Below are 13,256 nucleotides of genomic sequence, written 5' to 3'. Positions count from 1 at the left end.
GTGTTCGGACGTCGCAAGAACAGCGGTGCCGCGGAAGACGCGGAGAGCGAGACCGAGCAGGTCGCGGACGCGCAGGCTGCCGATGGGGATTCCGCATCGGGTGCCGGGCGTCGCAGCCTTCCGCCGGCCCCCCGGCCCGACGGGCCCTGGGACATCTCCGAGCTGCACGAGCCGGGCGAGGGGCGCGTCGACCTCGGCGGTCTCTTCGTGCCCGGGGTCGAGGGCATGGAGCTGCGGGTGGAGGTCGCGGGCGACGCGATCGTCGCCGCCACCGTCGTCCTCGGCGACAGCGCGGTACAGCTCCAGGGCTTCGCGGCGCCCAAGAACGAGGGCATCTGGGGCGAGGTGCGCGAGGAGATCGCGAGTGGCATCACCCGCCAGGGCGGCCTGATCGACGAGATCGAGGGCCCGCTCGGCTGGGAGCTGCGCGCGCAGGTCCCGATCCAACTCCCGGACGGCAAGAGCGGCCAGCAGGTCGTGCGCTTCGTCGGCGTCGACGGCCCGCGCTGGTTCCTGCGCGGGGTCATCTCCGGCCAGGGCGCGGTGCAGCCGCAGGCCGCCGGGGTCCTGGAGCAGATCGTGCGCGACACGGTGGTGGTGCGCGGCGAGGGCCCGATGGCCCCCCGCGACCCGATCGTGCTCAAGCTCCCCGAGGACGCGCAGATGGTGCCCGAGGGCGTGCAGCAGGACCGCCAGGGCTCCGGTTCGCGCTTCGGCGGCGACATGGGCCAGCTCGCCCGTGGCCCGGAGATCACCGAGATCCGCTGAGCGCGCGGGGCGCAGCTCGTCCGCGTACGGCCGAAGGGGCCGCACTCCCAGTACGGGGGTGCGGCCCCTTCGTCGTACCCGCCCCCCCGCACCCGACTGGTAAAAGTCCCCACGGGACACATGTCCCCATGAGACAAAACAGGAGTACGGTGGAAGGCATGAAGGCCGAGGAGACGCGGCGGGCGCACTCGCCCGCACCCGAGGACCGCAGGCGCCGCAAGGCCCTGCGGACCAGGGAGGCGCTGGCCCGCGCGGCGATGGAGCTGGTCCTCGAAGAGGGACTCGACTCCGTCACCGTCGAGGCGATCGCCGAGCGCGCGGACGTCACCCGGCGCACGTTCAGCCGGTACTTCTCCGGCAAGGAGGAGGCCGCGCTCGACTTCGCGCGCGCCGACACCGAGCGCATCAACGCGGCCCTGCGCGCCCGCCCGGACCACGAACCGCCGCTGTCCGCCTATCGCGCGGCCGTCGCCGACTGGCTCGCCGACCCCGCCCACGCCTGGCAGGACAGCCCCGGATACGCGGGGATCTTCGCGCTCGTAGACAGCGAACCCACCATGTTCGCCGCCTTCGAGCGGGTCCGCGTCGAGGCCCAGGCCGAGTCGGTACGCATCCTCGCGACGCGACTGGGCGTCGACCCCGAGCGCGATCCGCGCCCGGCGGCCGTCGTCGGGGCGGCGGCGGGTGTACTCCTCGCCGCCCTCAGGCTCTGGGTACGCGGCGGCCACGCGAGCGGCGAGGACCTGCCGGCCCTCGTCGACCGCGTCTACGCGACCCTCGTCACCGAGGCGGGCCGGGTTCCGGTCCCGCCGCAGCACAGCACGGAAAGCGACATTCCATGAGCACCAACGCCACGAGCACCGTCGACACCACCGAATTCGCCGGCAAGACCGCCTTCGTCACGGGGGCCGCCTCCGGCATCGGCCTCGCCACCGCCCAGCGCCTCGGCCGCGGCGGCGCGAAGGTCGTCGTCGCCGACTACAACAAGGACGGCGCCGAGGCGGCCGTCGCCGCGCTCAAGAGGGAGGGCGTGGAGGCCGCCGCGGTCGCCGTGGACGTCACCGACGCCGCGTCCGTCGAGGCGGCCGTCGACTTCGCCGTGAAGACCTTCGGCGGGCTCGACCTCGCCGTCAACAACGCGGGCATCAGCGGCGAGAGCGCCCCGACCGGCGAGTACTCCGTCGACAACTGGGACCGCGTCATCGCGACCAACCTCAGCGGCGTCTTCTACGGGATGCGCTACCAGATCCCGGTCATGGCCGCCGCGGGCAAGGGCGCGATCGTCAACACGGCGTCCATCCTCGGCTCCGTCGGCTTCCCGAACGCCGTCGCCTACTCCTCCGCCAAGCACGGAGTGGTCGGCCTCACCAAGACCGCGGCCATGGAGTACGCGACGCAGGGCATCCGCATCAACGCGGTGGGCCCCGGCTTCATCGAGACCCCGCTCCTGAAGAACATGGACGAGGCCGCCCACGACGGCCTCGTCTCCCTCCACCCGGCGGGCCGCCTCGGCACGGGCGAGGAGGTCGCGGAGGTCATCGCCTTCCTCCTCTCGGACCGCGCCTCCTTCGTCATGGGCAGCTACCACCTGGTGGACGGCGGCTACACGGCGCGCTGACGCGGGTGTGCGGGAGCGGTCCGGGTTCCGCGCCGGGGAGCGGTGCTCCCGGCCCCTCTTCCGGGGCTCCGCCCCGGACCGCTCCCCAAGCACCGGAGGGGCTGATTTGTTGCCGCGTGAGGCATTCTTCAGCCCCTCCGGCGCTTGAGGAGCGGGGTTCGGGGCCGAGCCCCGTGACGGTGAATCGCTGACAGGCGTCAGAGTCGCGTCAAGGTCGCCCCCGCAAACCCGGCCAGGGCGACACCACCGACCGTCACCACGGACAATGCACGTATGGCCCGCGGCAAACTCCGTATCTACCTCGGCTCCGCCCCCGGCGTCGGCAAGACGTACGCCATGCTCGCCGAGGCCCACCGCCGCCTGGAGCGCGGCACCGACGTCGTGGTCGGCTACGTCGAGCACCACGCCCGTCCCCGCACGGAAGTGCTGCTCACCGGGCTCGAAGAGCTGCCCCGCGCCCACCACACGCACCGTGACGCCGCCTTCACCGAGATGGACGTCGACGCGGTCCTGCGCCGCGCCCCCGCCGTCGTCCTCGTGGACGAACTCGCCCACACGAACGTCCCCGGCGCCCGCAACGCCAAGCGCTGGCAGGACGTCGAGGAACTGCTCGCCGCAGGGATCGACGTCGTCTCGACCGTCAACATCCAGCACCTCGAATCGCTCGGCGACGTCGTCGAGTCGATCACCGGCGTCACCCAGCGCGAGACCGTGCCCGACGAGGTCGTGCGCCGCGCGGACCAGATCGAGCTGGTCGACATGTCGCCCCAGGCGCTGCGCCGCCGCCTCGCGCACGGCAACGTCTACGCCCCCGACAAGGTCGACGCGGCCCTCGCCAACTACTTCCGCCCCGGCAACCTCACCGCGCTGCGCGAACTCGCCCTGCTGTGGACCGCCGACCGCGTCGACGAGTACCTCCAGCAGTACCGGGGCGAGCACAACATCGAGTCCACCTGGCAGGCCCGCGAACGCATCGTCGTCGGCATCACGGGCGGCCCCGAGGGACGCACCCTCATCCGCCGCGCCGCCCGCATGGCCGCCAAGGGCTCCGGCAGCGAGATCCTCGCCGTCTACATCGCCCGCAGCGACGGCCTCACCGCCGCGAGCCCCAAGGAGCTGGCCGTCCAGCGCACGCTCGTCGAGGACCTCGGCGGCACCTTCCACCACGTCATAGGCGACGACATACCGGCCGCGCTGCTCGACTTCGCGAAGGGCGTCAACGCCACGCAGATCGTCCTCGGCTCCTCGCGCCGCCGCAGCTGGCAGTACGCCCTCGGGCCCGGCGTCGGCATGACGGTCGCCCGCGAGTCGGGCCCCGACCTGGACGTCCACATCGTCACGCACGAGGCGGCGGCGAAGGGCCGCGGCCTGCCCGTGGCGCGCGGCGCCCGCCTCGGCCGCTCCCGCATCCTCACCGGCTGGCTCGTCGGCGTCGGCGGGCCCGTCCTCCTCGCCCTCGTGCTGCGCTCGCTCGACGAGGGCCCCGGCCTCGCCAACGACGTCCTGCTCTTCCTCTTCCTCACCGTGGGCGCCGCCCTCCTCGGCGGCCTCGTCCCCGCGCTCGCCTCGGCCGCCGTCGGCTCCCTGCTGCTGAACTTCTGGTTCACGCCGCCGACGCACACGTTCACCATCAGTGACCCTTCGAACATCGTCGCGATCGTCATCTTCTTCTCGGTCGCCGTCGCGGTCGCCTCGGTCGTCGATCTCGCGGCCCGCCGCACCCACCAGGCGGCCCGCCTGCGCGCCGAGTCGGAGATCCTCTCCTTCCTGGCGGGGGACGTGCTGCGGGGCGAGACGACGCTCGACGCCCTCCTCGACCGCGTCCGCGAGACCTTCGCGATGCACTCCGTGGCCCTCCTGGAGCGCGAGGGCGACCGCGAGCCGTGGACCCCGGCCGGGAGCGTCGGCCCGCAGCCCGCCGCGCGCCCCGAGGACGCCGACGTGGACATGCCCGTCGGCGACCACATGGCGCTCGCGCTGTCCGGGCGCGTCCTGCCCGCCGCCGACCGCCGGGTCCTCGCCGCCTTCGCCGCGCAGTCGGCCGTCGTCCTGGACCGCGAGCGCCTTCAGCGGCAGGCCCGCCAGGCCCGCACCCTCGCCGAGGGCAACCGCATCCGCACCGCGCTGCTCGCCGCCGTGAGCCACGACCTGCGCACCCCGCTCGCCGCGATCAAGGCGGCGGTGACCTCGCTGCGCGCCGAGGACGTCGCGTGGTCCGAGGAGGACCGCGACGCCCTCCAGGAGGCCATCGAGAACGGCGCCGACCGGCTCGACCACCTCGTCGGCAACCTCCTCGACATGTCCCGCCTCCAGACGGGCACCGTGACCCCGCTCATCCGCGAGATCGACCTCGACGAGGTCGTGCCGATGGCCCTCGGCGGCCTCCCTCCCGACGCGCTCGTGGACCTCGACGTGCCCGAGACGCTGCCGATGGTCGCCGTCGACGCGGGGCTCCTGGAGCGCGCGGTCGGCAACGTCGTCGAGAACGCCGTCAAGTACAGCCCGTCCCGCACCCCCGTCCTCGTCGCCGCGAGCACCCTCGGCGAGCGCGTCGAACTCCGCGTCGTCGACCGCGGGCCGGGCGTCCCCGACGAGGCCAAGGACCGCATCTTCGAGCCCTTCCAGCGCCACGGGGACGCCCCGCGCGGCTCCGGCGTGGGCCTCGGCCTCGCCGTCGCGCGCGGCTTCACCGAGGCCCTGGGCGGCACGCTCTCCGCCGAGGACACCCCCGGCGGCGGCCTCACGATGGTCCTCACCCTCCCGGTGGCGCGGCGCCGCCCGAAGGAGAACAGTGCCGAAGCGGCCGACGAGGGCTCCGGCCCGCCGGAGGACCGCCCCGGTCCCGTACCGCCCGAGGACGACCCCCCGCGCGCCGCGCGACCCCAGCCCTCCTCCCCCGACAGGCCCGACAGAAAGGCAGCTCGTTCATGACCCGCGTGCTGGTGGTGGACGACGAGCCGCAGATCGTCCGCGCGCTCGTGATCAACCTCAGGGCGCGCCACTACGAGGTGGACGCCGCCGCCGACGGCGCCGCGGCCCTCCAGCTCGCGGCGGCCCGCCACCCCGACGTCGTCGTGCTCGACCTCGGGCTGCCCGACATGGACGGCGTCGAGGTGATCCGCGGGCTGCGCGGCTGGACCCGTGTGCCGATCCTCGTGCTCTCCGCGCGGCACAGCTCCGACGAGAAGGTCGAGGCGCTCGACGCGGGCGCGGACGACTACGTCACCAAGCCCTTCGGCATGGACGAACTGCTCGCCCGCCTCCGTGCCGCCGTGCGCCGCGCGGAGCCCGCCGGGGGAGAGGGCGAGATCGTCGTCGAGACGGAGAACTTCCACGTCGACCTCGCCGCGAAGAAGGTGCGGCGCGAGGGCCGCGACATCCGCCTCACGCCCACCGAGTGGCACCTCCTGGAGGTCCTGGTGCGCAACGCGGGACGCCTGGTGGGGCAGAAACAGCTGCTCCAGGAGGTGTGGGGCCCCTCGTACGGGACCGAGACGAACTACCTCCGCGTGTACATGGCACAGTTGCGGAGGAAACTGGAGAAGGACCCCGCCCATCCCCGGCACTTCCTCACCGAGCCGGGCATGGGGTACCGGTTCGAGAAGTGACCGCGGGGAAGAACAGCGAACACGGGGGAAACCCCTCCCCCCGACGTCCCCGATAGGCTGAGCATCATGAGCGGAACTCCCAGGCCGGGCAGGCCGGAGAAGGCGGAGAAGGCGGAACGACCGGCAGGGCGGCTGCGCCGCATGCTGGACCGCCTCGCCACGCCGCAGGAGGAGCTGGAGTCCGAAGAGCTCCAGGAGGACGCCCAGACGACCACGGGCTGCACCCGTATCGACGCGGCCGGCGACCGGCAGCTCGTCACGGTAACTGGTACCTTGCGCACGGTCACCCTGCGGCCACGCGCCGGGGTCCCGGCCCTGGAGGCCGAACTCTTCGACGGCACGGCCCCGCTCGACGTCGTATGGCTCGGCAGGCGCTCCATCACGGGGATAGAGCCGGGACGCAAGCTGATCGCCTCGGGCCGGGTCTGCATGAATCATGGCCGTAGGGTGCTGTTCAACCCGAAGTACGAACTCAAGCCCCTCGGACGGGAGTAACCGGTGACGTCCCTCGACAAGCCGACCAGCCACCGGAAGCAGGACGGACCGCCGGGCGCGACGCCCCAGGAAGCGGCCGACCGCGCCGTGACCGAGGCCGCGCTGCTCGAAGCCTTCGGCGGCCTGCGCGGCATGATCGAAACGGTCGTCCCCGGGCTGCTCTTCGTCACGATCTTCACGATCGACAAGGACCTGAAGATCTCCGCCTTCTCGGCGCTCGCGGTCTCGATCGTGCTCGGGCTCGCGCGGCTCGTGCAGCGCGGGACAATCAAGCACGCCTTCTCGGGCGTCTTCGGCGTCGGCTTCGGCGTCCTCTTCGCGATGTTCACGGGCAACGCGAAGGACTTCTACCTGCCGGGCATGATCTACACCTTCGGCCTGGCGCTCGCGTACATCCTCACGACGCTCGCCGGTGTCCCGCTGATCGGCCTCATCCTGGGCCCGATCTTCAAGGAGAACCTCTCCTGGCGCACCCGCAACCCCGGCCGCAAGAAAGCGTACGCGCGCTCCAGCTGGGCCTGGGGCCTGATCCTCCTCCTGAAGTGCGCGATCCTCTTCCCGCTCTACTGGTGGGGGGACACGACCTCGCTGGGCTGGGTCCTGGTCGCCCTCAAGATCCCCCCCTTCCTCCTCGCGGTCTGGCTCACCTGGATCTTCCTGGCGAAGGCCCCGCCGCCGATCGACGTCTTCGCGGAGATGGAGGCGGCCGAAGAGGCGGAACGAGCGGGCAAATCAAGCCCCTCCGGCGATTGAGGGGCGGGTGTCCGGGGGCAGCCGCCCCGGACACCGCCCCCGGCCGGACTACTCCTCCTGCCCCACCCCGTCCCCCCGCCCCGAAAGCAACGCTTCGAGCTGCTCCTCCCGCGACTGCGCCGCCACGAACAGCAGCTCGTCCCCCGCCTCCAGATGATCCTCGACGGTCGGCGCCAGCACCCGCGTCCCCCGGATGATCGTCACGAGCGACGTGTCCTCGGGCCACCGCACCTCCCCGACCCGCGTCCCGGCCAGCTCGGACTCCGGCGGCAGGGTCAGCTCCACGAGGTTCGCGTCCCCGTGGCTGAAGCGGAGCAGCCGTACGAGATCGCCGACGCTCACCGCCTCCTCCACCAGCGCCGACATCAGGCGCGGCGTCGAGACGGCCACGTCCACGCCCCAGGACTCGTTGAAGAGCCACTCGTTCTTCGGGTTGTTGACGCGCGCGACAACCCGCGGCACCGCGTACTCCGTCTTGGCGAGCAGCGAGACCACGAGGTTGACCTTGTCGTCACCCGTCGCGGCGATCACGACGTTGCAGCGCTGGAGCGCGGCCTCGTCGAGCGAGGTGATCTCGCAGGCGTCCGCGAGCAGCCACTCCGCGCGCGGCACCCGCTCCACGGAGATCGCGGTGGGCGTCTTGTCGACGAGCAGGACCTCGTGCCCGTTCTCCAGGAGTTCCCCGGCGATCGAGCGGCCCACGGCCCCGGCCCCGGCGATGGCGATCCTCATCACTGACCGCCTTCCTGCGGACCCTCGGCGAAGGCCGCCTCGACCCGCTCCACGTCGTCGCTGCGCATCATCACGTGCACGAGGTCCCCGTCCTGCACCACCGTCTGCGAGGTCGGCAGCATCGCCTCGCCGAGCCGCGTGAGGAACGCGACCCGTACCCCGGTCTCCTCCTGGAGCCGGCTCACCTTCTGCCCGACCCACGCCTCGGTCGCGTACACCTCGGCGAGTTCGACCGCGCCCGTCGGGTCGCGCCACAGCGGCTCCGCGCCCGAGGGCAGCAGGCGCCGCAGCATCTGGTCGGCCGTCCACCGCACCGTCGCGACGGTCGGGATGCCGAGCCGCTGGTAGACCTCGGCGCGGCGCGGGTCGTAGATGCGCGCGGCGACGTGCTCGATGCCGAACATCTCGCGGGCGACGCGCGCCGCGATGATGTTCGAGTTGTCGCCGCTGCTGACGGCGGCGAAGGCGCCCGCCTCCTCGATGCCCGCCTCGCGGAGGGTGTCCTGGTCGAAGCCGATGCCGGTCACCCGCCGCCCGCCGAACCCTGAGCCGAGACGGCGGAAGGCGGTGGGGTCGCGGTCGACGACGGCGACCGTGTGCCCCTGCTGCTCCAAGGTCTGCGCGAGAGCGGAACCCACTCTCCCGCAGCCCATAATGACGATGTGCACGACCGTCCTTCCGGCTGAATCGACTCGGGCGGCCCTTCGCTCGCGGGCCGGTCCGGAGCGCCTTCCCGCCGTGCGGACGGGCCGGCGAACGATTTCCGGACAAGGGGCCAAGCTACACACGTCCCGGGGCCGGTACGTATCCGCCCGCCCACCGGACCCGTGTCGCGTCAAGGCCGCGTCAAAGTTCGCGCGTACGCGTTAGGACTTCGCAAGGACGGGGGTGGGAGGTGGGTGCGCGCCTGTTCGAGCCCTTAGGATCGCCGCCGTGTCCAAATTGACCGACGTGCCCAAACGGCTCCTCATCGGGCGCGCACTGCGCAGTGACAGGCTCGGCGAGACCCTGCTGCCCAAGCGCATCGCTCTTCCCGTCTTCGCCTCCGACCCGCTCTCCTCCGTGGCGTACGCGCCCGGCGAGGTGCTGCTGGTGCTCTCGGTGGCGGGTGTGTCGGCCTACCACTTCAGCCCCTGGATCGCGGCGGCCGTGGTCGTCCTCATGTTCACGGTGGTCGCCTCGTACCGCCAGAACGTGCACGCGTACCCGAGCGGCGGCGGCGACTACGAGGTCGCCACGACGAACCTCGGCCCGCGCGCGGGGCTCACCGTCGCGAGCGCCCTGCTCGTCGACTACGTGATGACCGTGGCCGTCTCGGTCTCCTCCGGCGTCGAGAACCTGGGCTCCGCGATCCCCTTCGTCGTCGAGCACAAGGTGCTGTGCGCGCTCGTCGTCGTGTTCCTCCTCACTGTCATGAACCTGCGAGGTGTGCGGGAGTCCGGCAAGCTCTTCGCGATCCCGACGTACATCTTCGTGGGCGGCGTCTTCCTCATGATCGTGTGGGGCATCGTCCGCGGCGTCCTCATGGGGCACGACCTGAGCGCGCCGACCGCCGACTACACGGTCAAGGCGGAGCACAAGGGCATCGCCGGTTTCGCCCTCGTCTTCCTCCTCCTGCGCGCCTTCTCCTCCGGCTGTGCCGCGCTCACCGGGGTCGAGGCGATCAGCAACGGCGTCCCCGCCTTCCGCAAGCCGAAGAGCAAGAACGCGGCGTCGACCCTCGCCCTCATGGGCCTGCTCGCGGTCACGATGTTCTGCGGCATCATCGGGCTCGCGATGGCCTCGCACGTACGGATGGCGGAGAACCCGGCCGTCGACCTCCTGCACCACGGCGTGCCCGTGGGCAGCGGCTTCGTGCAGGACCCGGTCATCACACAGGTCGCCTCGGCCGTCTTCGGCAACGGCACCTTCTTCTTCGTCGTGCTCGCCGCGGCGACCGCCCTCGTCCTCTTCCTCGCCGCGAACACCGCCTACAACGGCTTCCCGCTGCTCGGCTCGATCCTCGCGCAGGACCGCTACCTGCCCCGCCAGCTCCACACCCGCGGCGACCGGCTCGCCTTCTCCAACGGCATCGTGCTCCTCGCGGGCGCCGCCGCACTGCTCCTCGCGGTCTACGGCGCCGACTCCACGCGCCTCATCCAGCTCTACATCGTGGGCGTCTTCGTCTCCTTCACGCTCAGCCAGACCGGCATGGTCCGGCACTGGAACCGCTTGCTGGCCACCGAGCGCGACGAGACCGCGCGTCGCCGGATGCACCGCTCGCGCGCCATCAACGCCTTCGGCGCCGTCCTCACCGGCATCGTCCTGGTCGTCGTGCTCATCACGAAGTTCACGCACGGCGCCTGGGTCGCGGTCCTCGGCATGGTCATCTTCTACGGAGTGATGACGGCGATCCGCAAGCACTACGACCGCGTCACCGAGGAGATCGCGCTGCCCCCGCCGGACGTCGAGGACACCGAGGACGTCCTGCGCCCCTCGCGCGTGCACAGCGTCGTCCTCGTCTCGCGACTGGGCCGCCCGACGATACGGGCACTCTCCTACGCCCGCCTCATGCGCGCCGACTCCATCGAGGCCCTCACGGTCGGCGTCGACCCGACCGAGACGAAGGCCCTGCGCGCCGAGTGGGAGCAGCGCGGCATCGAGGTCCCCCTCAAGATCCTCGACTCCCCGTACCGCGAGGTCACGCGCCCCGTCATCGAGTACGTGAAGCGACTGCGCAAGGAGAACCCGCGCGACGTCGTGAGCGTGATCATCCCCGAGTACGTCGTCGGCCACTGGTACGAGCACCTGCTCCACAACCAGAGCGCCCTGCGCCTCAAGGGCCGCCTGCTCTTCAGCCCCGGCGTCATGGTCACCTCCGTCCCGTACCAGCTCGAATCCTCCGAGGCCGCCAAGCGCCGCGTCCGCCGACGCCAGAACTGGTCCGCACCCGGCGCGGTGCGCCGCGGCCCGGTCGAGCGCAGGACGAAGGAACCGGCGGGCACGGGGAGCGCGGGCGGCACCGGTGCCGCGGGTCGTTCCGGTGGCGGGCCGAAGGACTGACAACGCCCGTGGTCCGTACGGGGGACGGCGGGCCCGTAGACTGGAGGGCTGTTGCCCTCAGTGGCCGCCGCACCCCCAGCCCCACCACGCTCAGGAGCCCCCGCCCCATGCAGGCAGAACCGAAGAAACCGCAGTCCGGGGCCTCCCTGGTGGGTCAGGAGTACGAGGTCGAGGTCGGCCCCGTCGCGCACGGCGGCCACTGCGTCGCGCGTACGGAGGAGGGCCGCGTCCTCTTCGTGCGGCACACGCTGCCCGGCGAGCGCGTCGTCGCGCGCGTCACCGACGGTGCCGAGGACTCCCGCTTCCTGCGCGCCGACGCCGTCGAGATCCTCGACGCGTCCAAGGACCGCGTCGAGGCGCCGTGCCCCTTCTCCGGTCCCGGGCGCTGCGGCGGCTGCGACTGGCAGCACGCGAAGCCGGGCGCGCAGCGCCGCCTCAAGGCCGACGTCCTGCGCGAGCAGCTCGAACGCCTCGCCGGTCTCACGCCCGAGCAGGCCAACTGGGACGGCACGGTCCTCCCGGCCGAGGGCGACAAGCTCCCGCCGGGCGAGGTGCCCGCGTGGCGCACCCGCGTCCAGTACGCGATCGACGAGGACGGCCGCGCGGGCCTGCGCCGCCACCGCTCGCACGAGGTCGAGCCGGTCGACCGCTGCCTCATCGCGGCCGAGGGCGTCAGCGAACTCGGCATCGAGTCGCGCGACTGGAGCGGCATGGACACGGTCGAGGCGATCACCGCGACCGGCTCCCAGGACCGTCAGGTCATCCTCACCCCGCGCCCCGGCGCCCGCCTGCCCCTCGTCCAGCTCGACAAGCCGGTCTCCGTCCTGCGCGTGGACGAGAAGGACGGCGGCGTCCACCGCGTCCACGGCCGCGCCTTCGTCCGCGAGCGGGCCGACGAGCACACGTGGCGCGTCGGCAACGGCGGCTTCTGGCAGGTCCACCCGAAGGCGGCGGACACGCTGGTGCGCGCCGCGATGCAGGGCCTGACCCCGCGCAAGGGCGAGACGGCGCTCGACCTGTACTGCGGCGTCGGCCTCTTCGCCGGGGCGCTCGCCGACCGCGTCGGCGAGAAGGGCGCGGTCCTCGGCATCGAAACCTCCAAGCGCGCCGTCGAGGACGCCCGCCACAACCTGGCGGAGCACCCCCGCGTCCGCATCGAACAGGGCAAGGTCGACCAGGTCCTCCCGCGCACCGGCATCACCGAGGCCGACCTGATCGTCCTCGACCCCCCACGCGCCGGCGCCGGCAAGTCCACGGTCCGCCACCTCACCACCCTCACCCCCCGCCGCATCGCCTACATCGCCTGCGACCCCGCCGCCCTGGCCCGCGACCTGAAGCACTTCGCGGAGAACGGCTACCGGGTACGGGTCCTGAGGGCGTTCGACCTGTTCCCGATGACGCAGCATTTCGAGTGCGTGGCGATCCTGGAGCCGGTGGCGAAGGGGGCCTGAGCTGCTGTTTCCCCCGTGCGCAATATGCGCGGTGTGGGCGTTACGGGCGAGATATTGACGCTGAAACGACGCTCGTGACGCTCATTAGCCAACGCCGTGACCTGCGGCGTCTGGCCGTCGAAGGTCGTTGACCTGCATGAATGCCCTTTCGGTTGTTTCAAGCTCGTCCTGGCTGATGCGACCGGAAGTCCCAGGAAGATCTCAGAGAACTCCCACGGGCAGGCGCCACTCTTTCGGCTCTGTACAGGGCATGCGAGTGCGCTGTGGGCTGGTGATCGTGGATCGACACCCGAATGAACGGCAACGCGCACCGCTCGAACGGCTGGCGGCCGGCGAGGAGCATCCCGCGGCCTGGACGCCGGAGGATTGGCGGTCGGCTTGTGCCTTGCGCGATCGAGGGATCGTAAAGGGCCAGTCATGTACGGGGCGACGGACCCCTTGACCCGGCTGCCGAGGATGCCGGATACACGTGGGCCGATGCAGGAGAAGCTCAGGCCGCATCTGAAAGAGCGGTCCCTGTACGGACCGGAACGACGGGCTGAGCGGTAACGGGGGAGGGAGCAGCCCGTCAACGGTTCCGGAATCAATGCTGTCAGTGCCCCGGCATGGAGTCGGCCCACGGCATCAGGCAGCCGCAAGGAAATCCCGGCGCCGGTCACCAACCCTTGTCCGGGAACCAGTGAGCCTTTTCAGAGCGGCCATCGGTCGGGTGAAGGCGATGAGGCCGCAACGCACGAGGCACGCGTACCGTTGAGGGAGGTGTTCAACGTCTCAACTCATCAGCGCAGA

Annotated in this window: 11 protein-coding genes; 9 read left to right on the top strand and 2 right to left on the bottom strand. The window is 71.8% G+C overall.

Going from position 1 to position 13,256, the window contains the following annotated elements; genetic code table 11:
• From STTU_RS07135 to STTU_RS07105, 7 genes are all read left to right on the top strand, one after another.
• Positions 1-768 (top strand): DUF3710 domain-containing protein, encoded by a 768-nt coding sequence (locus STTU_RS07135; RefSeq protein WP_007821270.1) that lies wholly within the window; start codon positions 1-3, stop codon positions 766-768.
• Positions 769-926: 158 nt separating this feature from the next.
• A complete protein-coding gene (locus tag STTU_RS07130; RefSeq protein WP_010274615.1) occupies positions 927-1,610 on the top strand; it encodes a TetR/AcrR family transcriptional regulator in 684 nt (227 codons plus the stop codon).
• Positions 1,607-2,386 (top strand): SDR family NAD(P)-dependent oxidoreductase, encoded by a 780-nt coding sequence (locus tag STTU_RS07125; protein WP_010289467.1) that lies wholly within the window; start codon positions 1,607-1,609, stop codon positions 2,384-2,386. Before STTU_RS07130 ends, STTU_RS07125 begins: the two co-directional genes overlap by 4 nt.
• 273 nt (positions 2,387-2,659) lie before the next feature.
• Entirely contained in the window at positions 2,660-5,317 is a 2,658-nt protein-coding gene (locus STTU_RS07120) for a sensor histidine kinase (RefSeq protein ID WP_007821258.1), read from the top strand.
• Positions 5,314-5,994 carry a response regulator gene (locus STTU_RS07115; RefSeq protein WP_029397251.1) on the top strand — a complete coding sequence of 227 codons (681 nt, stop codon included), beginning with the start codon at positions 5,314-5,316 and terminating at the stop codon, positions 5,992-5,994. The genes STTU_RS07120 and STTU_RS07115 overlap by 4 nt, the downstream gene beginning before the upstream one ends.
• A gap of 66 nt (positions 5,995-6,060) precedes the next feature.
• A complete protein-coding gene (locus STTU_RS07110; protein ID WP_009069090.1) occupies positions 6,061-6,489 on the top strand; it encodes an OB-fold nucleic acid binding domain-containing protein in 429 nt (142 codons plus the stop codon).
• A 3-nt stretch (positions 6,490-6,492) separates the two neighbouring features.
• On the top strand, positions 6,493-7,242 hold the full coding sequence (locus STTU_RS07105) for a DUF3159 domain-containing protein (protein ID WP_007821254.1): 750 nt from the start codon (positions 6,493-6,495) through the stop codon (positions 7,240-7,242).
• Positions 7,243-7,290: 48 nt separating this feature from the next.
• Here the strand turns inward: STTU_RS07105 and STTU_RS07100 are convergent, their stop codons facing one another.
• The gene (locus STTU_RS07100) at positions 7,291-7,974 is read right to left on the bottom strand and encodes a potassium channel family protein (RefSeq protein ID WP_007821252.1); all 684 of its coding nucleotides are present in this window, start codon (positions 7,972-7,974) and stop codon (positions 7,291-7,293) included.
• Positions 7,974-8,642 (bottom strand): potassium channel family protein, encoded by a 669-nt coding sequence (locus STTU_RS07095; protein WP_009069092.1) that lies wholly within the window; start codon positions 8,640-8,642, stop codon positions 7,974-7,976. Before STTU_RS07095 ends, STTU_RS07100 begins: the two co-directional genes overlap by 1 nt.
• 265 nt (positions 8,643-8,907) lie before the next feature.
• Here STTU_RS07095 and STTU_RS07090 point away from each other — a divergent pair, with 265 nt between their 5' ends.
• Both STTU_RS07090 and STTU_RS07085 read left to right on the top strand, forming a co-directional pair.
• Complete coding sequence (locus STTU_RS07090; protein WP_043254439.1) at positions 8,908-11,016, top strand: APC family permease; 2,109 nt, start codon at positions 8,908-8,910, stop codon at positions 11,014-11,016.
• Between the two features lie 107 nt (positions 11,017-11,123).
• Positions 11,124-12,467 carry a class I SAM-dependent RNA methyltransferase gene (locus STTU_RS07085; protein WP_043254438.1) on the top strand — a complete coding sequence of 448 codons (1,344 nt, stop codon included), beginning with the start codon at positions 11,124-11,126 and terminating at the stop codon, positions 12,465-12,467.
• The last annotated feature ends 789 nt before the right edge of the window (positions 12,468-13,256 follow it).

The sequence above is a fragment of the Streptomyces sp. Tu6071 genome (genome assembly GCF_000213055.1).
In the GTDB taxonomy this organism is placed as follows: domain Bacteria; phylum Actinomycetota; class Actinomycetes; order Streptomycetales; family Streptomycetaceae; genus Streptomyces; species Streptomyces evansiae.
This window is presented reverse-complemented; position numbering and strand designations above follow the sequence as displayed.

What these genes read in the sequence shown, in the direction of transcription:
- STTU_RS07130 (WP_010274615.1), top strand. Translation starts at nt 927, where the DNA reads ATGAAGGCCGAGGAGACGCGGCGGGCGCACTCGCCCGCACCCGAGGAC.
- STTU_RS07125 (WP_010289467.1), top strand. Translation starts at nt 1,607, where the DNA reads ATGAGCACCAACGCCACGAGCACCGTCGACACCACCGAATTCGCCGGC.
- STTU_RS07120 (WP_007821258.1), top strand. Translation starts at nt 2,660, where the DNA reads ATGGCCCGCGGCAAACTCCGTATCTACCTCGGCTCCGCCCCCGGCGTC.
- STTU_RS07115 (WP_029397251.1), top strand. Translation starts at nt 5,314, where the DNA reads ATGACCCGCGTGCTGGTGGTGGACGACGAGCCGCAGATCGTCCGCGCG.
- STTU_RS07110 (WP_009069090.1), top strand. Translation starts at nt 6,061, where the DNA reads ATGAGCGGAACTCCCAGGCCGGGCAGGCCGGAGAAGGCGGAGAAGGCG.
- STTU_RS07100 (WP_007821252.1), bottom strand. Translation starts at nt 7,974, where the DNA reads ATGAGGATCGCCATCGCCGGGGCCGGGGCCGTGGGCCGCTCGATCGCC.
- STTU_RS07085 (WP_043254438.1), top strand. Translation starts at nt 11,124, where the DNA reads ATGCAGGCAGAACCGAAGAAACCGCAGTCCGGGGCCTCCCTGGTGGGT.